Below are 22,346 nucleotides of genomic sequence, written 5' to 3'. Positions count from 1 at the left end.
AGCGCAACCTACACGGATGCACGGGGATGGCGCACGGCGCCGCAGGCCGTGGCTGCGGTGGCTGCCTGCCGCGGCGGCCCCGGTGGTTATCGCCGCGGCCTCGCTCGCCGGGTCCCTGCCGGCAGGCGCCAGCAACCCATTGCCGGCCAAGACACCGGCCCAGGTCCTGGAACTCGCAGCGGGCCATCAGGTGCGGGCGTTCTCCGGGACTGTCGAACAGTCTGCAGACCTGGGGCTGCCGGAGCTGCCTGCAGCCGGAAAGCCTGCAGGACCTGCGTCCCCGGGCAGCGTGGCTTCGGTGATTGAACTGCTCTCCGGCAAGCACAGTGCCCGTGTCTTCATGGACGGCCAGGACAACGCACGCATCCAGGTGATGGATCAACTTGCCGAACGGGACGTGGTCCGCCACGGCAGTGACGTCTGGTTCTATTCCTCCAAGGACAACACGGCAGAACATGCCACGCTGCCGGCGCACGTCCAGGACCCGGCGCAGTCGAAGGAGCGGCAGGGGGCCGGCGGCGTGCACACACCTGCCGACGTTGCCCAGCAATTCCTGTCCAGGATTGACCCCACTACTGCCGTTTCAGTGGGTCCGGACGTTTCCGTAGCCGGACGGGCCGCCTACAACCTGCTGATCGAGCCACGCACTGACGGCACCCTGGTGGGCAGGGTGGCCATCGCCGTCGACGGTGAAAACGGCATGCCCCTGTCCGTCCAGGTGACGGCACGAGGAGCTGGCAAGCCGGCATTCGTTTCACAGTTCACCAGCCTCTCGCTGGAGGCGCCGGACGCGTCCGTCTTCGCCTTCACCCCGCCGCCCGGCAGCACGGTCAAGGAGCTCCCGGTTCCGGATAGGCCCCATGGTCCCTCCGGCGCCCACACCCCCGGGGCAATGCACGGCGACGCCAAAGGCAACGTATCCGTGACCGGGACGGGATGGGAGACCGTGGTGGGCACCCTGCACGGTTCAGCTTCTGCGGCAGGATCCCTGCTGCAGGACCCGCTCCTGTCCCAGGCCGCCGTCGCAGTCCCTGGCGGACGGCTGCTGTCTACCGCCCTGCTCAACGTTTTGATCACCGACGACGGCCGGATCTTCGCTGGAATGGTGCCGGCGGAGAGGCTGCAGTCCGCAGCAGCAGCGGCTCGGTAAGTGGCGGCCGAACGGGCAGTGCCTGCCGGGCTGGGACCAAACGGATGAGCGGCCCGGTGACCGGCGGGCTGGCCATCGAGACCCGCGGCCTGAGCAAGCACTTTGGCCGGCAGGCCGCCGTCGACCATGTGGACCTGGCCGTCCCGCACGGGACGGTCTTCGGGTTCCTTGGCCCCAACGGCTCCGGCAAGACCACCACCATCCGCATGCTGCTGGGCCTTGCAGCCGCGTCCTCAGGGACGGTCAGCCTGCTGGGGCAGGCGATGCCGGACAAGCTCCACGACATACTTCCGCGCGTCGGCGCCCTGGTGGAAGGGCCAGCCTTCTACCCCTTTCTGTCCGGCGCTGCGAATCTTCACCGGCTGGATGCTGCGGGCCCCCACACCGTGCCCTCCACGCGCAGGGCACGGGTGGACCACGCCCTGGAGCGCGTGGGGCTGGAACACGCCGCCGGGAAGCGGGTACACGCGTATTCCCTGGGCATGAAGCAGCGGCTGGGCATCGCCAACGCGCTGCTGTCGCCACGGGACCTGCTGGTTCTGGACGAACCCACCAATGGGCTGGACCCGCAGGGGACGCGGGAAGTCCGCAACCTGGTCCGGTCCCTGGCGAATGAGGGCACCACGGTTTTTGTGTCCAGCCACCTGCTGGCCGAGGTGGACCAGATGTGCACGCACGCTGCCGTCATGAGCGCGGGCAGGCTTGTGGCGCAGGGACCCCTTGCTGAGCTGCGGCAGGCCGGGAACGCCCGGCTCCGGTTGGTGACGCCCGACGGCGGTGCGGCCCGGCAGGTCCTGGCCCGTTTGGGCCTGGCGCCGGAGCCTGCACAGCCCGGTGCAGCCGGCCAGCCCAGGCCCGAACAGCTTGAGCGGGGCGGCCCCGCACCGGGACTGCCGGGAGCGCTGCGTACGCAGCCCGACGGCGAGACCGTCGTAGCGGCGCTCGGAACCGACGCCAAACAACCGGCGCTGCTCCCCGAGGACGTCGTGGCGCACCTGGTGCAGGCCGGTGTGCGCGTCCGGGGCTTCGCCGTCGAACGTGAAAGCCTTGAGGAACGCTTTGTTGCCCTCACCGGGGAAGGATTCGACGTTGCCCAGTAGTGTGCCCGCCGACATACCCGAAGCCGCAGGAACTGCCCGGCAGGCTGCAGCGCCGCGCCGGTCCGGGCTGTCCCTGCTCGGGTCGGAGCTCAAGGTCCTGTTCGGCCGCCGGCGGACATGGGCGCTGCTCCTGGCGCTCGCTGCAATTCCGGTGCTCATCGCCATCGCGGTCAGGGTCTCCTCTGCGGTGCCGCCGGGCCGCGGACCTGCGTTCCTGGACCGGATTACCCAAAATGGGCTGTTCGTGGCCTTCACCGCCATGCTGGTGTCGGTTCCGCTGTTCATGCCGCTCGCGGTGGGGGTGGTGGCCGGGGACACGATTGCCGGGGAGGCCAACCTGGGGACCCTCCGCTACCTGTTGGTGGCGCCGGCCGGACGCGTGCGGTTGCTCCTGGTCAAGTACGCGGGCGCCCTGGCTTTCTGTATCGTCGCCCCCCTGACCGTCGGCCTCGCGGGGGCTGCCATCGGCGCGGCGCTCTTCCCCATAGGTCCGGTGACGCTGCTCTCCGGCGGCGTGGTGCAACCGCAGGAAGCGGCCCTGCGCATCCTGCTGATCGCCGCCTACCTGGCAGTATCCCTGGCCGGCCTGTCCGCAATCGGACTGTTCCTGTCCACCATGACGGTGGTTCCGGTGGGAGCGATGGCAGCCACGGTGGTGGTGTCCGTGGTCTCCCAGGTCCTGGACCAGCTGCCGCAGCTGGAGTGGCTGCACCCGTGGCTGTTCAGCCATTACTGGCTTGGTTTTGGCGACATGCTGCGTCAACCCATGGTGTGGGATTCCTTCGGCAGCAACGCCCTGCTCCAGGCCGGCTACGTGTCAGTGTTCGGGGCGCTCGCCTACGGGCGGTTCGTCACCAAGGACATTTTGAGCTGACGACGGCGGAGCGGCCTGCTTTCGCAGCCCGACCCCCCAGCTCAGTAGCGGGCTGCGTACGGGTAGAGATCCATGCCCACCATCGAACTGATGGATGAGACGGTGATGCCTTCCTGCGGGTTGAGTGCCTGCACCACCTGGCCGTTCCCAAGGTAGATGGCCACGTGGTAGAAGTTCGGCGCCGAACCCCAGACCAGCAGGTCGCCGCGGCGGGCCTGCGAAATCGGCACGTGTACCGGGGCCGCCGCATATTGCTGGGACGCGGTGCGGGGAAGGTACGTGCCGGCGGCGGCAAAGGCGTTCTGGACCAGTCCCGAGCAGTCAAAGCCATACACGCCTGTGCCGCCCCACTGGTAGTAGTAAGGCGCGCCGACCTTCCCCAAGGCAACGGAAATGGCCACGTCGTAGGTGCCTGAACCGGTCGAAGGAGCAGGGGCGGGCGCGGGCGCCGGGGCAACCGGAGCAGGCGCGGGCGGGGCCGGTGCGGGGGCTGGATCAGCAGGTGGAGCAGGTGCGGGGGCCGGGGCAACCGGGGCTGGGGCAGCCGGGGCCGGCGCTGGATCAGCTGGTGCTGCCGGTGCTGCGGGGGCTGGCGCAGGAGGCGCGGCTTGGGCGGGTGCTGCAGGAGCCGGAGCCGCAGGGGCGGCGGCCTGCCCGGAGTTGGTTTGCGGGGACGCCTGGTTCCGGGCTCCCTGGTTTTGGGCAGCGGTGTCCTGGGTGGCCTTGTCCTGGGCCGCCTTGTCAGCGGCGGCAGAAAGCGCGGCGAGGCGTGCCTCTTCACGTTGCCGGTCAAGGGCATCCACACGGGCCGACTCCAGCGCCGCCGTGGTGTTGCGGAGCTGTGCCAACTGGTCCACCAGGACGATCCGCTGTGCTTTGGCGTCGGCCACCGCTTTGACCTGTGCAGCGTTTGCCTGTTCAGCCTCGGACTTTCGCTGTTCTGCAGTCGTCGCCGCATCAGCGGCGGCCTTGGTGGCATCGTCAGCCGCTGCCGTGAGGGAACGGTAGGCGGTAGCGGCGGCGTCAGCAGCGTCAAAGGCGCGGCTGCGGCTTGCCGAGAGAGCCTCAAGCGTGGCGGCCTGCTGCATGCTTTCGCCCCCGCTGGCCAGGGTTCCAAGGGTGGGGTTCAGGCCGCCGTTCCGGTACAGGTCGCCGGCGAGCTGCCCCACCTGCTTCCGGGTCTTGTCCTGCTGCTCGCGTGCGGACGCGGCCTTGGCGGAGGCAACGGATGCGGCCTCCGTCCTCTGCTGCAGTTCCACCAAAGCTTCGCTGTAGGCGTTGTTGGCCTGCATCGCCACCGCGAACGCCGCCTGCTGGGATGTGGCCGCGTCAGCCAGAATCCCCTCGATCCTGGTGACCTCGTCGGCCGTGGCGGACTCGCTGGCCTTGGCTGCGGCGATGTCCTCGGGTGAAGGAATCTCCGGCGATGCGGGAACGGCCAGCGGGGAGTACATCGCCGGTACGGCGGCTGCCGGTGTTGCCGCAGATGCAAAGAGTACGACGGCGGCGCACAGCACGGCCGTCCCGCGGCCCGATCCGGATAAAGCCATCTGCAGAGTCCTCGCAACGGTAAGGCTGGGAGTGAGGTTCTGGATGCGGCACGACGGTGCCCCTCAGCTGCTCGCCAGCAGTCTGAGGTTACGTGAGGCCATGCACATTGGCAACAGCAGTCACATCAATAACATAAACCACAACAATGTGATTAGCGGCGGAATATGCTGTGGTGTGTCGGACTACGCGTGCTGATGTGCTTCGTGGTCCGAGTGGCTGGCAGGCTCCAGCTGGAACGTGCAGTGGTCAGTGTCGAAGTGCGAGCCCAGGCAGGTAATGAGCTTGTCCAGCAACTGGTCGGCTCCCCGGGCGTTGAGCACCCCGTCCTCCACCACCACGTGGGCAGAGAACACCGGAACCCCTGAGGTAATGGTCCAGATGTGGATGTCGTGCACATCGGTCACCCCGGCCACCGAAAGGATGTGCTCACGGATCATCTGCACCTCCACCCCTTTCGGGCTGGCCTCCAGCAGCACATCCACCACGTCGCGCAGCAAGCTCCATGCCCGCGGCAGGATCATCAGTGCGATCAGCACAGATGCAATGGTGTCCGCCGTCTGGAATCCGGTCAGCATGATCACCACGGCGGCGATAATGACGGCCACCGAGCCCAGGAGGTCGCCGAGCACCTCCAGGTAGGCGCCGCGGACGTTCAGGCTCTCATCCTGGGCCGTACGCAGGATGAGGAGCGAGGCCAGGTTGGCCACGGCGCCCAGGACGGCGGCGAAGAGCATGATGTCCGTGTGGACTTCCGGTGGCGCACCGAACCGCCGGATCGCCTCGGTGAAGATCACCACGGAGATCACGATCAGGATCAAGGCGTTGGCCAGGGCTGCCAGGACCTCGGCGCGCTGGTAGCCGTAGGTCCGCTGGTCGCTGGCGGGGCGGCCGGCAATCCATGCGGCCAGCAGGGCGATGGTGACGCCGGCTGCGTCGGAGAGCATGTGGCCGGCATCGGCGAGCAGGGAGAGGGAACCGGAGAACACCGCGCCCACAATCTGGATCACCACCACGCCAAGGGTGATCCCCAGGACGGCCACAAGGCGTTTTCGGTGCCGGCCCGTGGCGGTGATCCCGTGGCTGTGGCTGTGGTCATGTCCCATGCCTACAAGGCTAGCCCCAGCCCAGCTCGTGCAGCCGCTTGTCGGAAATGCCGAAGTGGTGGGCGATTTCGTGCACCACAGTCACGGCCACCTCGTGGATTACGTCTTCCCGCGAGGCGCAGATCTCCAGGATCGGTTCGCGGAAGATTGTTATCCGGTCCGGGAGGGACCCGGCATCCCACCACGAGTCGCGTTCCGTTAGCGGAACCCCCTCGTACAATCCCAACAGCACGGTGTCCGGATCTTCCCCGGGGCCGGGAATGTAGTCGTCGTCGATGAAGACCGCAACGTTGTCCATGGCCTGGGCCAGCTTTGCGGGGATGCTGTCCAGGGCATCCTGGACTGCCGATTCGAACTCGTCGGGGGACATGGTGAATCCCGCTGCCTGTACGTGGCGGGGCTGGTTCCCGCGCCCGGGTCCGTCAGGCGGTGGGGGAATAATGGGCAAACCCGGCGGGAGGGTGGCTGGCATACTCCGACTCTAGCGCCGGAGGGGGCGCCCGCCCCGTTCTTCCAGCGGCCTTTCCGGCGCCCTGTCAGTCCTGGTCCTGCGCCGGGTCAGGCCAACGCCTGCCAGGCACACCAAGCCGCCCACCAGGCCCCAGACGGTGGGAATCTCGCCCAGCAGCAGCCAGGAGATGAGGACAGTGGTGCCGGGAACCAGATACGTGGTGGCTGCCAGCTTCCCGGCGTCCACCAGCGATAACGCGTAGGCCCAGGTGGTGAAGGCGATGGCCGTGGGGAAGACACCCAGGTACACCAGGCCGAGAGTGGCCTGAACAGGGGCAGCTTGGACTTCGGATGCCAGCTGCCCTGCGAAGGGCAGGCAGCACAGCGCTCCCACTACGATCCCGAACCAGGTAGCCTGGGCCGCCGGAAATTTCCGCACCACCGGCTTCTGGATGATGACGCTGACTGCGGCGAGCACTGCGGCAAGGAGGCAAAGTCCCACGCCGGGCAGGTCCGCCGTCGAACTTTCCCCGGGGGTGCGCGGCTGTCCGGAACCGGCGGCGATGAGCGCGACGCCCGCGAATGCCACGGTGCTGCCGATGAGCAGCCAGCGCGGGAACCCCTCCTTGAGGAAGATGCCGGCCATGATGGCCACCAGGATGGGGTTGACGTTGATCAGCAGGGCGCTGGTGCCGGCATCCAGGATGTGCTCCGCAGCGTTCAGCGCCACGTTGTAGCCGCCAAACCACATCACCCCGTACGCCAGGATGGGAAGCCACTCCCGGCCCTTAGGCAACAGCCGGCTCCTGAGCAGTTGCGGCACAACGACAAAGGCCAGTGCGACGGCGGCAATCGCCAGCCTGCCCAGCGTCAGGGAGCCGGGTGAGAAGAACGGGCCTACGGCCCTGATGCCAACGAACGCCGACGCCCACAGCACAACTGTGACCACCATGGCCGCCACGCCGAGGGCCTTGACCGGAGCAGGTGGTGCCGATGGTGGGGTGAGGGGTTCGCGCGCGGGACTGGTTGAAGGCATAAGAACAATCTACGGCTGGACGGAATGCCGGGCTGGCGGAAAATGGCCACACCACTCCCGCCGTCCGCGCGCACTTTCCCGTCAGCCTGCCCAGGCAAGCAGCTTGTCCACGGGCCATGTGGTGATGATCCGGTCAGCCGGGACGTTGTTGCGGACGGCCCGCTCCGCACCGTACTGCAGGAAGTCCAGCTGCCCGGGAGCGTGGGCATCGCTGTCTATCGAGAACAGGCAGCCTGCTTCCAGGGCCAGCTGGATCAGGGCGTCCGGCGGGTCCTGCCGTTCGGGGCGGGAATTGATCTCGACCGCCACATTATGTTCCGCGCACGCCGAAAACACTTCCGCGGCATCGAATTCAGACGGCGGCCGGGTTCCCCGCGAGCCCTCCACCAGGCGCCCGGTGCAGTGTCCCAGCACGTTGGTCCGCGGGTCCTGGATCCCGCCCAGCATCCGCGTGGTCATGGTCTTCCGGTCGGCGCGCAACTTTGAGTGGACGCTGGCCACCACGATGTCCAGACGCTCCAGCAGTTCCGGCTCCTGGTCCAGCTCGCCGGACTCCAGGATGTCCACTTCGATCCCGGTGAGCAGCCTGGTACCTCCGGCTTTTTCGTTGATGCCGGCCACCACATCCAGCTGATCCCGCAGGCGCGCGGGGGAGAGGCCGTTGGCGATGGTGAGGTTGGGGGAGTGGTCCGTCAACGCCAGGTACTCCCTGCCCAGCACCTCCGCCGCTGCCAGCATGAGTTCTATGGGGGAGCCGCCGTCGGACCATTCGCTGTGGCTGTGCAGGTCGCCCCGGAGCGATTCCCGGAGGTCCGAACCCCCGGATGCCAGGGGCTGGGCGCCCTTCTCGCGAAGGTCTGCCAGGTAATCGGGGACCTGTCCATCAACGGCCTGCCGAATCACCGCATAAGTCCGGTCGCCAATCCCCTTCATGGACTTGAGCCGGCCAGTCCGGGCGCGCGCTGCCACCTCCTCCGGCCCGAGGGGCCCGATGGCCGCGGCGGCCTTGCGGAAGGCCTGGACCTTGAACGTGGCGGCGCGTCCGCGCTCCAGCCAGAAAGCAATCTCGTTGAGCGCTGCTACGGCATCCATCCGTCCATCTTTACCCGGACAGGGGCCCAACGCTGCGGTTTTTCGTGGATTTTGGATTATTCCCGGTTAGCCCCTATAGTTTTAGAGTCCAGTTCGGAGAAACGCGAAGGACAAAGACGAAAAGCCCCGCTTGACGCCTTTTATTTTGCTCCGAACGGGTTCTGGCCCCCATCGTCTAGCGGCCTAGGACACCGCCCTTTCACGGCGGCGGCACGGGTTCGAATCCCGTTGGGGGTACGCAAGGAACTGGTCAAGCAGGCTGAAAAAGTCTGGTAGGCTGGAAGCCTTGAAAAAAGCGGTAGAGATACTGCAAAGCAAGAAACGCAAGGCCCTGTAGCGCAGTTGGTTAGCGCGCCGCCCTGTCACGGCGGAGGTCGCGGGTTCAAGTCCCGTCAGGGTCGCTCTGATTGTTGGAAGAAATTCCGGCTGTCATGGTGACTAGTCACCTAGGCTCTGTAGCTCAGTTGGTAGAGCGTTCGACTGAAAATCGAAAGGTCACCGGATCGACGCCGGTCGGAGCCACCACTGGGAAGCATCAGTTCTTCGGAACTGGTGCTTTTCTTCATTTAACCCCACCCATCGGGTGCTCCCGATTTGTCGTTTGGCGGCCCCTGGACCACACCTGGGGAGCAGTCGATGGGGTGCTGCGGGCCCAGTCTGCTGGCAAATAGGCAGGCCCCGCTTCCGGGCGACGCGGGCATTCCTTGGGACGCGCGCCGCGGTTTCCGACGCGCTTGTTCGTTTCCGAGGCGCATGCTCCTTTCCGACGCGCACGTTCCCTGACGGGACCCGAATGTGCGCCGCGCCAATGAATCCGCGCAGCGCGCCCGCTTTTGCGCGTCGACGCGGGCGGTTTTCCGGGCGCTCCGGGCTGCCCGCCCGGCGCATCAGGTCCCCACCGAGGTCCCGTGCCTACAGGCAGCTGTGGCGCTTGTAACATCTGACCGCCTCCCTGAAAGAAGTCCCGGCCCGGCGTCGAAACAATTGACGCGTGCCAAACCGTTGTGGCACGCGCGCGCGTTGGGCTGCGTAAGCGCTTGCATACTACTCGGCGGTAGCCGGATTTCCGTCTTGAAACATGTTTGGAATCCTCCGCTCGCTCCGCCTAGCGTGGACGCCGGCTGAGGGAAAGCATGCTTCCTTTTCGGTCCGGGGCCCTACCCAGGCCCCGTATTTCCCCGACACACAACGGCGTCCCCGGTGACGCCTGCGCTGTTGCCGGGTGCGTTGTTGTCCGGGGCCCGGGCCTCGGCCCGTCTTCCACGAACAGTCACAACTCCGCGAGAAGAGCAACAATGCACAAGCACCCCCAATCACGCCGGACACTGCGGTGGCGCGCCGTCGCCTCAGCCCTGGCGACGGCCGTCGCAGCATCGGCGTTCCTGGCCGTCCCGTCCGCCCAGGCCAACGAGCCATCGGATCCGCCGGCCACCCAGCAGCTGCCGGCCCCCACTCCTGGCTTCGCCCTCCCCACCAACCACACGCAGCAGGCCTTCGATCCGGCGTCGGACTTCACCTCCAAGTGGACCCGCGCAGATGCCAAGCAGATCATGGCGCAGAGCGATCCCACCGTCGCTCCCGGACAGAACTCCATGAGCCCGGACGTGACCATGCCGGAAATCCCCGAGGATTTCCCTGCCATGAATGACGACGTCTGGGTCTGGGACACCTGGTCCCTTACGGATGAGAACGCGAACCAGATCAGCTACAAGGGCTGGGATGTCATCTTTTCCCTCGTCGCGGACCGCCACGCCGGCTACGGGTTCGACCAGCGCCACTGGAACGCCCGCATCGGCTACTTCTTCCGCAAGACCAACGCGGACCCTGCCAAGGACAAGTGGAACTACGGCGGCCACCTCTTCCTGGACAACACTTCCATCGGCAATACCGAATGGTCCGGGTCCACGCGCCTCATGCAGGGTGACCACGTAAACGTCTTCTACACGGCCACCACCTTCCATGACGTGGCTGAGCGCAACGCCGGCGGCGGCGGGATCGCTCCCGACGCGGCCATTGCCAAGGCGCTGGGCAACATCCACGCCGACAAGAACGGCGTCACGTTCGACGGGTTCCAGCACACCAAGCTGCTGGAACCGGACGGAAAGATGTACCAGACCAAGGCCCAAAACCCCGGTTTCGCCTTCCGTGACCCGTACACGTTCGTGGATCCCGCCCACCCGGGCAAGACGTACATGGTGTTCGAAGGCAATACCGCCGGAAACCGCGGCGACTACCAGTGCAAGGGCGACGACCTGGGGTACCGGCCCGGCGATCCGAAGGCTGAAAACGTCACCGACGTCCAGAACAGCGGAGCCTATTACCAGACCGCAAATGTCGGTTTGGCGGTGGCGGACAACAAGGACCTGACCAAGTGGTCCTTCCTGCCGCCCATCCTGTCCGCCAACTGCGTGAATGACCAGACTGAACGTCCCCAGATCTTCATCCAGAACGAAAACGGCAAGAACAAGTACTACCTGTACACGATCAGCCACCAGTTCACCTACGCGGCCGGCATGCGCGGTCCCGACGGCGTTTACGGCTTCGTTGGCGACGGCATCCGTTCCGATTTCCAGCCGGTGAACAACAGCGGACTGGCGCTCGGCTCGCCCACCGACCTCAACCTGCCGGCCAACAACCCGAGTGGCAGCATCTCGGGCCAGCAGAATGGCCGCCAGTTCCAGGCCTACTCGCACTATGTGCAGCCCGGTGGCCTGGTGCAGTCGTTCATCGACAATGTCAACGGTGTGCGCGGCGGAACGCTGTCACCCACGGTGAAGATCAACTTCAGGAACGGCGTCACCCAGGTGGACCGCAGCTTTGGCCGGAATGGGCTTGGCCCGTTCGGTTACCTGCCCACCAATGTCAGGGTTGGCGGGGAAGGCCTCTACAAGTAAGAAGGCCAACGCGAATCAGTTGACCGCGGCCGCACCGCATTGCCGCGGCCGGCGGCGCTGCCCAGGCGGGGATGTCCTCGGGCCGTTCCCCGCCTGGGCCTTTTAATGCTCCTCCGGGCTGCGCAGCCCGGAGGAGCAGCTCGCTGCCTTTCCTTTGCGGCCACCCGGGGAGTTTCCAGCCCGCGTGCCGCAGCGTGGGGATAGGGTGGAAGCAACAGAAGGGGGAGTGCCTGATGGAATACCAGAACCCACAACCCGTGGCGTCAAACCGTCCTGCCGCACGCCCGGTTCCGGGCGCGGGCCGGACAGTGATTTCCGAGACTGCAGTAGCCAAGGTTGCGGGAATAGCTGCCCGGGCGGTTCCAGGAGTCTATTCGCTGGGTTCGGGTCCGTCCCGCGCGCTAGGCGCCATCCGGGACGCCGTGGGAAGTTCAGATCATGCCGCGGGCGTCCACGCGGAAGTGGGCGAAACGCAGGTGGCCGTGGACATCACCCTGGTGGCGAGCTATGGGACGCCCCTGCACTCCCTGGCCAATGAGGTCCGGGCCGCCGTTTACCGTGCGGTCGAGGAACTGGTGGGGCTGCAGGTCATCGAAGTGAACGTCGAGATCACGGATGTCTACGTGCCGCCGCCTGTCAAGCCAACTTCATCGGCTGCCCCTGAACGGGAGGCGGTTCTGTGAACCTCACCGTTGCCGGTACGGCTATGGGGGCCTTCGTCGCTTTCATGTCCCTGCAGTTCGGGCTTTGGGGATTCCTTGTCTCCCTTCTTTTCATGGCCGTCGGCGCCCTCCTGGGGCGTGCTGCCGAAGGAAAGCTGGACTTGCGGGGCGTGTTCGACGCCATCATCGGCCGGCGCTCGTCCTCATGAGCCCGCCCCCGCCCGTTGTTCGTGGGCAGGCGCTCAGCGGCCATAACCGGATCAGCACCCAGGCACTGACCAGCCTCGCCAGGGCAGCTGCAGCACAGGCTCTGGGCATTGACCCCGAGGACGTTCGCGCAGACTGGACGGACGACGACGGCCTGCTGGCTTTGTCACTCGTCGCCCCCATCAGCATCCCGCCATTGCAGTCGGTCGTCCGGGACCCGGCGCGGCTCGAGTCGGCCGGCGGGTCCATATGGGACCGCACAGTCAGGGCCAAAGCAAGCATTATGGCAACAGTTTCCGAACTGAGCGGTTCCAGGCTGAGCCGCGTGGATATCCGCATCAGCGGGGCGAAGGTCAACACGGGAGGGCGGGTGCGGTGAGCAGCAGCGTGGACAACCGCCGCGCGGACAACGGATCGCGGGGGAACAACGGGCCGGATATGCGGAGGGTCCTCTTCCGCGAAACCCATTCTTCCCGGGCCGCCGTGTCAGTCGCCGCCGCCGTCCTGGTTCTGGTGCTTGCCGCGTACGGTGTGCTGGAATCCGGAGTCCACGCCGTTGGCCAGCCCGCGTGGCTGATCGAGCCGCAGGTGGCGGCCCAGCGCATCGTGGACCTTCCGGCCGGCATCCCCCCGCTATTGCTGGCAGCCATTGGCGGCGTGCTCGCCATGCTGGGCCTGATTTTCCTCCTTAATGGGCTCCTGCCCGGCAAACGGGCCCGTCATTTGCTGGCCGGCGGGGGCGGCGAAGGTCTGCCGGCCGTGGTGGTGGATGATGAGGTCATTGCGTCCTCGCTCGCACGCCGTGCGCGGCTGGCCGCCAACGTTACACCGGAACAGGTCATGGTGGTTGTCTCCCAGCGGCAGGTGCTGGTGAATGTGCGGCCCACGTCCGGTATCCCCGTCGACCAGGACCGGGTGCTGGATGCCGTCCGCGACGAGTTGGACCACATGCTGCTGGAACCGTCGCCGGTTCCCCGCGTCATTGTGGCCCCGTCCGGGGTGATCGGAGCATGAACAGCACCCCGGCACTCCTGAACCGCATCCTTCTTGCAGTGCTTGGACTGCTCCTCTTGGGATCGGGCCTGCTCCTGGTGCTGCTGGCAACCGTTCCCGCGGTGGCCCCCTGGTGGCACTCCTGGTCCGCGGGCGCCTGGGCTGGGATCACCGAGCTTTTCAGCTCCACCCGCTTCCCTGGCGGCCCGGAAAGCTGGCTGTGGATCGTGGTGGCGCTGGCATTGCTGGCCCTCATGGCGCTCATGGTTGCCTGGATCGCCCAACAGGGAAAGGGCCGGTCAAACCTACTGGCCGCCGAATACGATCCCGGCGACCCTCCCGGTGACGTCCGGATCGGTGGTGGGGTAGCCGAACAGGCACTTAAACAGGCCCTTGAGGGACGGCCGGACCTTGCCGGTGCCACCATCACCACCTACAGCGTTAAGGGCTTGCCCGCATTGAAGGTGCGCCTCCTGCCCCGGCAGGGCGTGGCCCCGCACCTGCTTGCGGCCGAGGTGTCCGAACTCCTTCGCGCCCTTGAATCCGTTGTGGGGAAGGAAATACCCGTTCTCATCCACATCGGCGCGGGCGCCCGGACCCGTTTCGGCCGAGCGGAGCGGGTCCGCTAGGTGGGTCCGGGGCTTCCGCCCCGCTCCTGCGGTTACCGCCTGCTCTGCAGGTATACCGTGCAGTCCACGGGTACCTCCTGCATGGCGGCCCAGTCGCCGGCCGGCTCCGGACCGCTGGAAAGGACTACGGCATAGCCGTCCGGCACGGGGGCGGAAGCAAAGCCCATGTTGGACAGCACCACCACATCCCCGTTCCGGAAGGCGAGCAGTCCGCTCTCCGGGGCGTGTTCGTCGGTCCATTCCACGCTGCCGCTGCCCAAGTGCCTGGCTGACCTGAACGCCAGGGCAGCACGGTAGAGCTCCAGCGTCGAACCCTCCTCGCCGTCCTGCTGGTCCGCTGCCAAAGGACCGAAGCTTTCCGGCTGGGGCAGCCACGGTGCGGGAGCCTCCGCGGAAACAGCCCCGGAGAAACCAAAACCAGGCTGCCCAGCGGCCCACGGCAGGGGGACCCGGCAGCCGTCACGGCCAATCTCTGCACCGTTGGTTCGGAAAAATGTCGGGTCCTGCCTGGCTGAGGCGGGAAGGGTTGTGTGCTCCGGAAGGCCCAGTTCCTCGCCCTGGTACAGGTATGCGGAGCCAGGCAGTGCCAGTGCCACCAGTGTGGCCGCACGCGCCCGCGCAAGGCCAAGGGCGGCATCGGGTTGTTCGTCCCCGGGGCCGATGCCCTTGGGGAAAGTGGTGGGGTCCTTCAGGCCGAACCGGGTGGTGTGGCGCACTGTGTCGTGGTTGCTAAGCACCCAGGTGCACGGAGCCCCTACTGATGCTGCCGCTGCCAGCGACGCGTCAATGGCATCAGCCATGCGTTCTGCGTCCCAGCCGGCCAGCAGGAAATCGAAGTTGAACGCCTGCTGCATCTCATCGGGGCGGACGTAGCGTGCCAGGCGCTCGGCGGGTTCCACCCAGGCTTCCGCCACCATCATTCGATCCCCACCGTATTCGGCCAGGACGCGGTTCCAGTCACGGTAGATGGCGTGCACCCCGTCCTGGTCGAAGAAAGGCGACGGCGGATACATCGGTGAAACTGCCCTGTGTGGTTCTTCGGCGTCCGTATGGGCGCCTGGCGCGTCCCCCGGACGGTGGCTTTCCCGCCCCGGAACGGAAGTCCCCTCCACCATCGCCGCCACACCTTCCCAATCCGGAAGTCCCGGCTCCTTGACCAGTCCGTGGGCAACGTCCACGCGGAAGCCGTCCGCCCCGCGGTCAAGCCAGAACCGCAGCACCGAGCGCATCTCCTCCTGGACGTCCGGATTGTCCCAGTTGAGGTCCGGCTGTTTGGTGTCGAAGAGGTGCAGGTACCACTGGCCGGGTGATCCTTCGGCCTCAGTTACCCGGCTCCACGCCGGCCCCCCAAACACTGACTTCCAGTTGTTGGGCGCTCTCTTTCCGTCGCCGGTTCCCGGCACCTGGTCCTTGCCGTCCCTAAAGATGTACCGTTCCCGTTCCGGGCTCCCCGGGACTGCCATCAGTGCTTCGCGGAACCACTGATGCTCGTCCGAGGTGTGGTTGGGAACCAAGTCCACGATGACTTTCAGGCCGCGGCGGTGAGCCTCCTGCAACATCGCGTCGAAGTCCGCCAGGGAACCAAAAAGGGGGTCGACCTGCCTGTAGTCCGCTACGTCATACCCGCCGTCGGCCTGCGGAGACTTGTAGAACGGCGACAGCCAGACAGCGTCCACGCCGAGCTGTTCAAGGTAGGGGAGCCGGTCCGTGACGCCCCGGAGATCGCCCATTCCGTCGCCGTTGCCGTCCGCGAAGGATCGGGGATAGACCTGGTAGACCACGGCATCGGCCCACCAGGCAGAGGGCGTGTGACGGGGCGCTGGAACGGTCGGGTCGGGCATTTGGTTCCCCTCTGATAACTTTTTGATGTAAACGCTTGCATTCCCGACAGCAACGTTACTAGTGTGATGGTCACCACATCAACCTCACCTAGCAAACGCACTGTCGACTTACTTGTCACTCAGCGAGGAGCTTCAAGCTAATGAAAACCCCGAGATTCCTGCTTCCGGCTGCCACTGCCGGCATTCTGGCCCTTACGTTGTCCGCCTGCGGCGGCGGAGGTGGAGGGGGCACCACGGGCGGTGGTGGCAGCGACGCCGACGCCAACCTCGACGGCCGCGGCCCCATCACGTATGTACAGGGCAAGGACAACAGCAACGTGGTCCGCCCCCTGGTGGATAAGTGGAATGCTGCCCACCCGAATGAAAAGGTCACCTTCAAGGAACAGACCGATCAGGCCGACCAGCAGCACGACGACCTTGTCCAGCATTTCCAGGCCAAGCAGTCCGACTACGACGTGGTGGATGTGGACGTCGTCTGGACCGCCGAGTTCGCAGCCAAGGGCTGGCTGCAGCCGCTGAAGGACAAGATGGCGATCGACACCAGCGCAATGCTGAAGCCAACCGTGGACAGCGCAACCTACAAGGGGACCCTGTACGCGGCCCCGCAGACCTCTGACGGCGGCATCCTGTACTACAGGAAGGACCTGGTGCCCAACCCGCCCAAGACCTGGGACGAGATGATGAGCATGTGCTCCATCGCCAAGCAGAACAACATTGGATGCTATGCGGGCCAGTTCAGCAAGTACGAGGGCCTCACCGTGAACGCTTCCGAGGCCATCAACTCCGCGGGCGGCTCAGTCCTCGACAAGGACGGAAAGCCCAGCCTGAACACCCCCGAGGCCAAGGCCGGCCTCGGGAACCTGGCGAAGGCCTACGCGGACGGCAACATCCCCAAGGAAGCCATCACCTACAAAGAGGAGGACAGCCGGCAGGCATTCCAGAGCGGTAAGCTCCTGTTCCTGCGCAACTGGCCTTACGCCTTCAACCTGATGACCACTGAAGGTTCTTCCGCCGTCAAGGACAAGACAGGGCTGGCGGCGCTTCCGGGCAAAGATGGCCCCGGTGCCTCCTCGCTCGGCGGCCACAACCTTGCCACCAGCGTGTACTCCAAGAACAAGGCCACTGCGCTGGACTTCATGAAGTTCATGACCTCGGCGGAATCCGAGAAGTTCTACGCTACGCAGGGCTCCTTGGCTCCGGTCCTCGGATCGCTGTACGAGGACCAGGAACTCGTCGCCAAGCTGCCGTACCTGCCGGTTCTGAAGACGTCCATCCAGAACGCTGTTCCGCGTCCCGTAACGCCTTTCTACCCGGCTGTCACCAAGGCAATCCAAGAGAACGCCTACTCCGCTATCAAGGGAGAAAAGCCAGTGGAAACCGCACTTTCTGACATGCAGAAGTCCATCGAATCCGCCGGTGCGGGATCGTAGTTCTGCCATGGCAACCGAACTAGGCCCGACGCCGGTCAAGGCACCGGCGTCGGGCGGTACCCCCGTCCATCACGCCCCCAAGGGTGTGGGGGAGGACAACAGGATCGCCAGCCAGGGCCGCTGGGCGTCCTGGCTGCTCGCCCCTACCATCATCGCTTTGGCCGTTGTCATTGTTTACCCGATCGTCAGCGCCATCGTCATGTCCTTCCAGAAAGACGCCGGCCTGGACCCGGCCACCGGCCTGTTCACGGCTGGCGGCCCGGCGGGCATCCAGAACTACGTGAACTGGCTGGCGCAGCAGTGCTCGGCTCCCGGCGGCGGAACCGTCGCCTGCCCGCCGGGCACCCTTGGCGGCCAGTTCTGGTCCGCCACCGCCACCACGTTCTTCTTCACTGTGGTCACTGTGGCGCTGGAAACTGTCCTGGGTTTCTGGATGGCCATGATCATGGCTCGCGAGTTCCGCGGCCGGAGCCTCGTCCGCGCCGCTGTTCTCGTGCCGTGGGCCATCCCTACGGCTGTCACCGCCAAGCTTTGGTTCTTCATCTTCGCCTTCGAGGGGATAGCCAACAAGCTGTTCAATGCCAGCATCCTGTGGACGGGCAGCGAGTGGCCGGCCAAATGGGCGGTGATCATCGCCGACGTCTGGAAGACCACGCCGTTCATGGCGCTGCTGATCCTGGCAGGCCTGCAGATGATTCCCGCGGACGTCTATGAAGCCGCCAAAGTGGATGGGACCACTGCCTGGCAGCGGTTCCGCCTGATCACCCTGCCGCTGGTCAAGCCGGCCCTGATGGTGGCAATCCTCTTCCGGACCCTGGATGCCCTGCGCATGTTCGACCTGCCGTACATCCTGACCGGGGGGGCCAATAACACCACCACGCTGTCCATCCTGGTCATCAATCAGATCAGGCAAGGTTTCAACGCGGCCGCAGCCCTCTCCACAATCACCTTCATCATCATCTTCCTTGTCGCCTTCATCTTTGTCCGCTTCCTCGGGGCAAACGTGGTTGAGCAGAGCGGCGCCACAGGAAAGGGGAAGAAATGACCACGGCAACAGCCGACGCATCAGCACTGCGTGCCCGGCAGGACAAGGGCCGCAAGGCGGCGCAGAACCGTGAAAAGTGGGCGCAGGGCCGCACGTACCTCAGTGCTGCGATCATCCTGCTCTGGTGTTTGGCACCTGCCTATTGGATGGTGGTCACGGCATTCCGTGAGGTGGGCTTCACCTACGACACGTCAATCCTGCCGACCCATGTCACCCTGGACAACTTCACCACCGCTTTTGACGAATCGTTCGGGAACCATTTCGGCCAGGCGCTGCTGAACAGCGTGTTCATCGGTGGCGTGGTGACGGTTGTTTCCCTGCTGATCGGTGTGTTCGCCGCATACGCCCTGGCCCGGCTGAACTTCAAGGGCAAGTTCCTGGTGCTCGGCTTCATCCTCGGAGCCTCTATGTTCCCCGGTGTTGCCCTGATCACCCCGCTCTTCCAGCTGTTCACCAACATCGGCTGGATGGGCACATACCAGGCCCTGATCATCCCGAACATCTCCTTCGTGCTCCCGCTGACGGTCTACACCATGACCTCGTTCTTCCGGGAAATGCCGTGGGAGCTCGAGGAATCGGCCAGGGTTGACGGCTGTACCCAGGGGCAGGCCTTCCGCAAGGTCATCATGCCGCTGGCGGCACCGGCAATCTTCACAACGGCAATCCTGGCGTTCATCTCCTCGTGGAATGAATTCCTCATTGCAAGCCAGCTGTCCAGCGACAAAACGCAGCCTGTTACCGTGGCCATCGCCAACTTCGCCGGCGCGCAGCCCAACCAGATTCCTTACACGGCCATCATGGCCGCAGGCACCATCGTCACCATTCCGCTGGTGATCCTGGTGCTGGTATTTCAGCGCAAGATTGTCGCCGGCCTCACAGCAGGTGCAGTCAAGTGACGGACAACGGTTCCCGCCCCCGCACACCGGGGGCGGGAAACCGCAGCAGGCTTGTCCGGTCGGGCGAGGACTTCGACATCATCATTGGTTTCCTGGCGTTTTGGGCACTCGTCCTCCTCGTGGTCACAGTGTGGATGGAAGTCACTGCCCAGTCCGCCCTCGGCTGGGCCCTGGGCCTGTTGGCCACGCTGCTGGCGCTCTACGGCATGGTGCGCCTGCGCCGTAAACTTCCCGCCCGCAGGTAGGAACACGGGCCGAAGCGTCACCCCGCTGCTGCGCCCCTGCCTGCCCGGTTATCACTGCCAGGGCATCGGATGGGAAAATGCAGGGTTTGGGGGTGAACGCAGGGCCAGCCGGCCCTACGTCGAAAAGGAGTTGAAAAGGGGACACGGTGGCACGCACAACTGAAAGGTCTCAACGGGGCGGCCATAACGGCGTCAGCATTGAGGATGTAGCCGCAGCCGCCGGAGTCTCAACGGCCACTGTTTCCCGGGCCGTACGCGGGTTGCCCCGGGTTTCGCCCGCCACCAGGGAAAAGATTTTGGAGGTCGCCGGAAACCTGGGGTATGTGGCGTCTTCCTCGGCCTCGGGGCTTGCCACGGGCCGGACCAGGACCGTGGGCGTGCTGGCACCATACGTGGACCGGTGGTTCTTCTTCAAGGCCATCGAAGGCGTGGACCGCGAACTCCACCAGCGCGGCTACAACCTCTCCCTCTTCAACCTGGGCGGCCAGCGCGGCGCACGGGAACGCCTTTTCAGCAAGACAATGGTCTACAAGCAGATCGACGCGCTGCTCGTCCTGTGTATGTCGCTTACCCATGAGGAAATTGAGGACCTGCAGCGCATTGACATCCCGTTGATCATCGTCGGGGGCCCGGTCGAGGACTGCCCCAGCATCGGGATCGACGACTATGCAGCGGCAGCAGACGCCACTTCACACTTGATTGGGCTGGGACATCGTAAGGTGGCACTCCTGCATGGCCAGGACGATTCCGACCTGAACTTCACCGTTCCCCGCCTCCGTGTGGAAGGCTTCGTGGAAACGATGGCGAAGGCCGGGTCCATAATGCCGCCGGAGTGGGACATCTTCGGCAATTTCACCGTACGGAGTGGCCAGGAAGGTTTTGACGCCCTGTGGGGAAAACCCGGGCCGAAGCCTACTGCCATACTCTGCGCCTCCGATGAAATGGCCATTGGCGCCATGCTCCAGGCACGGCGCAAGGGAGTGCGGGTCCCCGAAGATCTTTCCATCATCGGCATAGATAACCATGAGTTCTCCGAGGCAATGGGCCTCACCACTGTCGCCCAGGACCCGGTGGAGCAGGGCCAGCAGGGGACACGGATGCTCCTTGATGAACTCGCTGGATCCCATGGTGCGGTGCAGACGACCGTTGCCCCGCACCACCTGATCGTCCGGGAGTCCACCGCCCCGCCCAGCAGTTGACTCGCTCCAGTTCCCCGTCAGCAGCGAACACGTGAGAAGGGGCCCGGAACTGGATCTGCGGGGAGCCGTCGCCCGTCAGGACGCGCGCGCGAGCTGGCGGATGGGAATCCAGCGGGAGGCAAGCCGGCGATAGGCAGCGGCCGCGCCAGTCATGTCCCCCTCTGCCAGGCATTCGATACCCAGCCTGATGTCCATGGGTGACTCGTCGGGGTATACCTTGTCTGCCACGGCGCCGTAGTCCAGCTCCACCATGGAGTTCACGTGGAACGATTCGAGCCATTCGGTCAGTTGCGCCAGGTCATCGAGCATGTCCAGGTCCGGGGCGGCCAGGGCAAGGTTGGCCACGGCATAGCGGGCCCGCTCCAGGGCGTCGGTGATGGTCGCCCAGACCCGGACGGTGAGGATTCGGCCGTTGGCTTCCACCACGTCCTTGCGGTCGGATTCCATGAACAGCGAGAACCAGCTGAAGGGGATGCCCCAGGTGGAAGCCCGCGTGTGGACCCTGATGGAGCCGTCGCGGGCCTTCACCAGGTCGATGCGTTCCTGGTGCCGGTCACGCTGCTCTTCAGGGATCAACAGCTCGGCGAGCGGGCCGTGGATGCCCTCCATGAGGGCGTTGGCCGCCAAACCGGCGCGAAGGACCAGCTGGCTGGGGCAATACAGCAGGACGGGTCCGGCGTCGGCGTCAGCAGCGTCGTCGGCCGCTCCACCTTCCGGCGCCGGGAGGGTGGTGACCCGCACCAGATCGGTGCGTCCCGTCGGGAACGGGTCCCCGCCAGTGCGGGTGATGCGGCCCAGCGACGCCAGCAGTTCAGCGTTTTCGACGGCGGCGCGCGAGACTGCCTGCGCCCCCGCTGCCTGGATGGCCGGGCGTTGTTCCTCCGGGAAGGCTTCCAGGGGTTCGTAGACGCGGAGGGTGGAGGAGAAAGGCAGGCCGGCCTGGCCCCGGTAGAGGTTTCCCGTCATGACGGTCTCCTTGCAAGGGTCCAGGGTGACGTCATTAGTCCGCCAGTTCCACAAGTACGGGGGCGTGGTCGGAGGCGCCTTTGCCCTTGCGTTCCTCGCGGTCGATCGCGGCGCCGGTGACGCGCGCGGCCAGGGCGGGGGAAGCCAGGACGAAGTCGATCCGCATGCCTTCCTTTTTGGGGAACCGCAGCTGGGTGTAGTCCCAGTAGGTGTAGACACCGGGGCCAGGCGTGTAGGGGCGCACCACGTCCGTGTAGCCGGCCGCTTCGAAGGCATGGAACGCCTCACGTTCCGGCGGGCTGACGTGCGTTGACCGGTTGTTGATGAACAGGTCGATGTCCCAGACGTCGTCATCGAACGGTGCGATGTTCCAGTCGCCCATCAACGCCACCTGCGCCTGTGGGTTCTCCGTAACCAGTGCCTGGGCGTGCGTCTTCAGGCTCTCCAACCACTTGAGCTTGTACGGCATGTGCTCGTCGTCGAGGGAGCGGCCGTTGGGAACGTAGAGACTCCAAATGCGGATGCCGGCGCAGGTGGCGGCCATGGCACGGGCCTCCTGGACGGGATCCTTGCCGGCCTTGCCGAACGAAGGCTGGTCAAGGAAGGTCCGCTCCACGTCCTCAAGCCCCACACGGGAGGCGATGGCCACACCGTTCCACTGGTTGACTCCGAAGTGGGCCACCTCGTAGCCCATGCGTTCAAAGAGCTCCCAGGGGAAGTTCTCGTCCTTGCACTTGGTCTCCTGGATGGCAAGGACATCGCAGTCGCTGCGCTGGAGCCACGCTTCAACGCGGTCGGCGCGGGCTCGGAGCGAGTTCACATTCCAGGTAGCTATCTTCACGGTTCCTAACTTACCTTGGCAGCCGCACGGCGGGTAAAGCCTTCGACGGCATCGGCCCGCCGTTCCCGGTGCCGTTCGTTTGCGAACGGTGGAGACGGGTATATTCGCAACAGAATGACCTGGATCACTCGTCCGGCCACCA

At 65.6% G+C, this 22,346-nt stretch carries 22 protein-coding genes and 3 tRNA genes; 17 read left to right on the top strand and 8 right to left on the bottom strand.

Going from position 1 to position 22,346, the window contains the following annotated elements:
* Nucleotides 1–16 precede the first annotated feature (16 nt).
* Genes AB0313_RS12530 through AB0313_RS12520 form a run of 3 tightly spaced genes read left to right on the top strand, consistent with a single transcriptional unit; the run spans nt 17 to nt 3,124 of the window.
* Nucleotides 17–1,150, top strand: coding sequence for a hypothetical protein (locus AB0313_RS12530; RefSeq protein WP_141944046.1), 1,134 nt, complete (start codon nt 17–19; stop codon nt 1,148–1,150).
* Nucleotides 1,151–1,194: 44 nt separating this feature from the next.
* Entirely contained in the window at nt 1,195–2,250 is a 1,056-nt protein-coding gene (locus AB0313_RS12525) for an ATP-binding cassette domain-containing protein (RefSeq protein WP_366305823.1), read from the top strand.
* 13 nt (nt 2,251–2,263) lie between these two features.
* The gene (locus AB0313_RS12520; RefSeq protein ID WP_366305859.1) at nt 2,264–3,124 is read left to right on the top strand and encodes an ABC transporter permease; all 861 of its coding nucleotides are present in this window, start codon (nt 2,264–2,266) and stop codon (nt 3,122–3,124) included.
* A 41-nt stretch (nt 3,125–3,165) separates the two neighbouring features.
* Here the strand turns inward: AB0313_RS12520 and AB0313_RS12515 are convergent, their stop codons facing one another.
* The 5 genes from AB0313_RS12515 to AB0313_RS12495 all read right to left on the bottom strand — a co-directional run bounded on the left by AB0313_RS12515 (nt 3,166) and on the right by AB0313_RS12495 (nt 8,356).
* Nucleotides 3,166–4,674, bottom strand: a complete 1,509-nt coding sequence (locus AB0313_RS12515) for a C40 family peptidase (protein WP_366305821.1) — start codon at nt 4,672–4,674, stop codon at nt 3,166–3,168.
* Nucleotides 4,675–4,857: 183 nt separating this feature from the next.
* A complete protein-coding gene (locus AB0313_RS12510; protein WP_141944037.1) occupies nt 4,858–5,778 on the bottom strand; it encodes a cation diffusion facilitator family transporter in 921 nt (306 codons plus the stop codon).
* Nucleotides 5,779–5,788: 10 nt separating this feature from the next.
* Nucleotides 5,789–6,250 (bottom strand): metallopeptidase family protein, encoded by a 462-nt coding sequence (locus tag AB0313_RS12505; protein WP_366305819.1) that lies wholly within the window; start codon nt 6,248–6,250, stop codon nt 5,789–5,791.
* Nucleotides 6,251–6,259: 9 nt separating this feature from the next.
* Nucleotides 6,260–7,180: a DMT family transporter gene (locus tag AB0313_RS12500; RefSeq protein ID WP_366305857.1), complete on the bottom strand. Its 921-nt coding sequence runs from the start codon at nt 7,178–7,180 to the stop codon at nt 6,260–6,262.
* A gap of 165 nt (nt 7,181–7,345) precedes the next feature.
* Nucleotides 7,346–8,356 (bottom strand): PHP domain-containing protein, encoded by a 1,011-nt coding sequence (locus AB0313_RS12495; RefSeq protein ID WP_366305817.1) that lies wholly within the window; start codon nt 8,354–8,356, stop codon nt 7,346–7,348.
* A 164-nt stretch (nt 8,357–8,520) separates the two neighbouring features.
* Here AB0313_RS12495 and AB0313_RS12490 point away from each other — a divergent pair.
* The 9 genes from AB0313_RS12490 to AB0313_RS12450 all read left to right on the top strand — a co-directional run bounded on the left by AB0313_RS12490 (nt 8,521) and on the right by AB0313_RS12450 (nt 13,741).
* Nucleotides 8,521–8,593 (top strand) — tRNA-Glu (locus tag AB0313_RS12490).
* A gap of 90 nt (nt 8,594–8,683) precedes the next feature.
* Nucleotides 8,684–8,757: transfer RNA gene (locus AB0313_RS12485), tRNA-Asp, on the top strand.
* 48 nt (nt 8,758–8,805) lie between these two features.
* A tRNA-Phe gene (locus AB0313_RS12480) sits at nt 8,806–8,881 on the top strand.
* Between the two features lie 770 nt (nt 8,882–9,651).
* On the top strand, nt 9,652–11,250 hold the full coding sequence (locus AB0313_RS12475) for a glycoside hydrolase family 68 protein (protein WP_366305815.1): 1,599 nt from the start codon (nt 9,652–9,654) through the stop codon (nt 11,248–11,250).
* A 233-nt stretch (nt 11,251–11,483) separates the two neighbouring features.
* Nucleotides 11,484–11,933 carry an Asp23/Gls24 family envelope stress response protein gene (locus tag AB0313_RS12470; RefSeq protein ID WP_141944027.1) on the top strand — a complete coding sequence of 150 codons (450 nt, stop codon included), beginning with the start codon at nt 11,484–11,486 and terminating at the stop codon, nt 11,931–11,933.
* Nucleotides 11,930–12,121: a hypothetical protein gene (locus AB0313_RS12465; protein ID WP_307307622.1), complete on the top strand. Its 192-nt coding sequence runs from the start codon at nt 11,930–11,932 to the stop codon at nt 12,119–12,121. The genes AB0313_RS12470 and AB0313_RS12465 overlap by 4 nt, the downstream gene beginning before the upstream one ends.
* Nucleotides 12,118–12,498, top strand: coding sequence for a hypothetical protein (locus AB0313_RS12460; protein ID WP_141944024.1), 381 nt, complete (start codon nt 12,118–12,120; stop codon nt 12,496–12,498). Before AB0313_RS12465 ends, AB0313_RS12460 begins: the two co-directional genes overlap by 4 nt.
* Nucleotides 12,495–13,133 (top strand): hypothetical protein, encoded by a 639-nt coding sequence (locus AB0313_RS12455; protein ID WP_307307619.1) that lies wholly within the window; start codon nt 12,495–12,497, stop codon nt 13,131–13,133. Before AB0313_RS12460 ends, AB0313_RS12455 begins: the two co-directional genes overlap by 4 nt.
* Nucleotides 13,130–13,741 (top strand): hypothetical protein, encoded by a 612-nt coding sequence (locus AB0313_RS12450; protein WP_141944019.1) that lies wholly within the window; start codon nt 13,130–13,132, stop codon nt 13,739–13,741. Before AB0313_RS12455 ends, AB0313_RS12450 begins: the two co-directional genes overlap by 4 nt.
* Nucleotides 13,742–13,773: 32 nt before the next feature.
* Here the strand turns inward: AB0313_RS12450 and AB0313_RS12445 are convergent, their stop codons facing one another.
* Nucleotides 13,774–15,582 carry a glycoside hydrolase family 13 protein gene (locus AB0313_RS12445; protein WP_366305812.1) on the bottom strand — a complete coding sequence of 603 codons (1,809 nt, stop codon included), beginning with the start codon at nt 15,580–15,582 and terminating at the stop codon, nt 13,774–13,776.
* A gap of 140 nt (nt 15,583–15,722) precedes the next feature.
* Between AB0313_RS12445 and AB0313_RS12440 the strand changes: the two genes are divergently transcribed.
* The 5 genes from AB0313_RS12440 to AB0313_RS12420 all read left to right on the top strand — a co-directional run bounded on the left by AB0313_RS12440 (nt 15,723) and on the right by AB0313_RS12420 (nt 20,397).
* Nucleotides 15,723–17,012 carry an ABC transporter substrate-binding protein gene (locus AB0313_RS12440; protein WP_366305810.1) on the top strand — a complete coding sequence of 430 codons (1,290 nt, stop codon included), beginning with the start codon at nt 15,723–15,725 and terminating at the stop codon, nt 17,010–17,012.
* 7 nt (nt 17,013–17,019) lie between these two features.
* Entirely contained in the window at nt 17,020–18,057 is a 1,038-nt protein-coding gene (locus tag AB0313_RS12435; protein ID WP_141944012.1) for a sugar ABC transporter permease, read from the top strand.
* On the top strand, nt 18,054–18,953 hold the full coding sequence (locus AB0313_RS12430) for a carbohydrate ABC transporter permease (protein WP_141944010.1): 900 nt from the start codon (nt 18,054–18,056) through the stop codon (nt 18,951–18,953). The genes AB0313_RS12435 and AB0313_RS12430 overlap by 4 nt, the downstream gene beginning before the upstream one ends.
* The gene (locus AB0313_RS12425) at nt 18,950–19,198 is read left to right on the top strand and encodes a hypothetical protein (protein WP_141944009.1); all 249 of its coding nucleotides are present in this window, start codon (nt 18,950–18,952) and stop codon (nt 19,196–19,198) included. Before AB0313_RS12430 ends, AB0313_RS12425 begins: the two co-directional genes overlap by 4 nt.
* A gap of 146 nt (nt 19,199–19,344) precedes the next feature.
* On the top strand, nt 19,345–20,397 hold the full coding sequence (locus AB0313_RS12420) for a LacI family DNA-binding transcriptional regulator (protein WP_366305807.1): 1,053 nt from the start codon (nt 19,345–19,347) through the stop codon (nt 20,395–20,397).
* A gap of 75 nt (nt 20,398–20,472) precedes the next feature.
* On the opposite strand, the gene AB0313_RS12415 is transcribed toward AB0313_RS12420, so the two are convergent.
* Complete coding sequence (locus AB0313_RS12415) at nt 20,473–21,363, bottom strand: hypothetical protein (protein ID WP_366305805.1); 891 nt, start codon at nt 21,361–21,363, stop codon at nt 20,473–20,475.
* Between the two features lie 34 nt (nt 21,364–21,397).
* Nucleotides 21,398–22,204: an exodeoxyribonuclease III gene (locus AB0313_RS12410; RefSeq protein WP_141944002.1), complete on the bottom strand. Its 807-nt coding sequence runs from the start codon at nt 22,202–22,204 to the stop codon at nt 21,398–21,400.
* Between the last annotated feature and the right edge of the window lie 142 nt (nt 22,205–22,346).

Source organism: Pseudarthrobacter sp. NPDC080039, from assembly GCF_040702335.1.
GTDB classification, from domain to species: Bacteria; Actinomycetota; Actinomycetes; order Actinomycetales; family Micrococcaceae; genus Arthrobacter; species Arthrobacter enclensis_A.
The sequence above is the reverse complement of the archived record's forward strand: the minus strand, read 5'-3'. Positions and strand labels throughout refer to the sequence as shown.

Coding starts and splice junctions, on each gene's coding strand:
- AB0313_RS12415 (WP_366305805.1), bottom strand. CDS start 21,363: ATGACGGGAAACCTCTACCGGGGCCAGGCCGGCCTGCCTTTCTCCTCC.
- AB0313_RS12510 (WP_141944037.1), bottom strand. CDS start 5,778: ATGGGACATGACCACAGCCACAGCCACGGGATCACCGCCACGGGCCGG.
- AB0313_RS12525 (WP_366305823.1), top strand. CDS start 1,195: ATGAGCGGCCCGGTGACCGGCGGGCTGGCCATCGAGACCCGCGGCCTG.
- AB0313_RS12445 (WP_366305812.1), bottom strand. CDS start 15,582: ATGCCCGACCCGACCGTTCCAGCGCCCCGTCACACGCCCTCTGCCTGG.
- AB0313_RS12475 (WP_366305815.1), top strand. CDS start 9,652: ATGCACAAGCACCCCCAATCACGCCGGACACTGCGGTGGCGCGCCGTC.
- AB0313_RS12500 (WP_366305857.1), bottom strand. CDS start 7,180: ATGGTGGTCACAGTTGTGCTGTGGGCGTCGGCGTTCGTTGGCATCAGG.
- AB0313_RS12460 (WP_141944024.1), top strand. CDS start 12,118: ATGAGCCCGCCCCCGCCCGTTGTTCGTGGGCAGGCGCTCAGCGGCCAT.
- AB0313_RS12505 (WP_366305819.1), bottom strand. CDS start 6,250: ATGCCAGCCACCCTCCCGCCGGGTTTGCCCATTATTCCCCCACCGCCT.
- AB0313_RS12470 (WP_141944027.1), top strand. CDS start 11,484: ATGGAATACCAGAACCCACAACCCGTGGCGTCAAACCGTCCTGCCGCA.
- AB0313_RS12515 (WP_366305821.1), bottom strand. CDS start 4,674: ATGGCTTTATCCGGATCGGGCCGCGGGACGGCCGTGCTGTGCGCCGCC.
- AB0313_RS12435 (WP_141944012.1), top strand. CDS start 17,020: ATGGCAACCGAACTAGGCCCGACGCCGGTCAAGGCACCGGCGTCGGGC.
- AB0313_RS12530 (WP_141944046.1), top strand. CDS start 17: ATGCACGGGGATGGCGCACGGCGCCGCAGGCCGTGGCTGCGGTGGCTG.
- AB0313_RS12440 (WP_366305810.1), top strand. CDS start 15,723: ATGAAAACCCCGAGATTCCTGCTTCCGGCTGCCACTGCCGGCATTCTG.
- AB0313_RS12495 (WP_366305817.1), bottom strand. CDS start 8,356: ATGGATGCCGTAGCAGCGCTCAACGAGATTGCTTTCTGGCTGGAGCGC.
- AB0313_RS12430 (WP_141944010.1), top strand. CDS start 18,054: ATGACCACGGCAACAGCCGACGCATCAGCACTGCGTGCCCGGCAGGAC.
- AB0313_RS12450 (WP_141944019.1), top strand. CDS start 13,130: ATGAACAGCACCCCGGCACTCCTGAACCGCATCCTTCTTGCAGTGCTT.